The organism is Pseudomonas sp. 43(2021), from assembly GCF_017490805.1.
In the GTDB taxonomy this organism is placed as follows: Bacteria; Pseudomonadota; Gammaproteobacteria; order Pseudomonadales; family Pseudomonadaceae; genus Aquipseudomonas.
The window spans coordinates 1-441 of record NZ_JAFGYJ010000544.1 but is presented as its reverse complement, the minus strand read 5'-3'; the positions used below and the strand labels follow the sequence as shown (position 1 = coordinate 441).

1 protein-coding gene is annotated in these 441 nt (G+C 57.8%); it reads right to left on the bottom strand.

The features are described 5' to 3' along the window. On the bottom strand, window positions 1-352 hold a 352-nt coding region (locus tag J5M71_RS28610; protein ID WP_207839044.1), incomplete at its 3' end, for a phosphate-starvation-inducible PsiE family protein. Between the last annotated feature and the right edge of the window lie 89 nt (window positions 353-441).

The window sequence follows — 441 nt, the reverse complement described above, 5'->3', positions numbered from 1 at the left end:
GGTAGATGATGCCCATGTCCGGCGGGTTGTGGTGCGAGACGTTGGAAATCAGCAAGCGCGTCAGCGCGGTGATCGCTACGTAAAGCAGAAAGCGAACCGGCATATGGTTGGTCTTGAAATAAATCCCGACCATCGCGCCCAGTTCCAGATAGATGAACAGCAACAGAATGTCATCAATCTTGATGTGCCCGACTTCGAGCATGCCGAGGAACTCCATCACCGCCGCCCACGCCGTCACCGCACCGATGGCGAACAGCGCCAGATAGTGGAAGGCTTCGACGACCAGGTTGCCCAGGGACTCGGCCAGTTGATGCCCGTTCAGCCGCAGTTTCTCGGCCCCGCTTATTTTCACGATGAGTTTCCTTCGCCCGTTTCGGGCGGATGATGCGTATCGCACGTGACGGTTTTGCGCGCGCACCTTGTTGCCACGGGTTTCCTGCA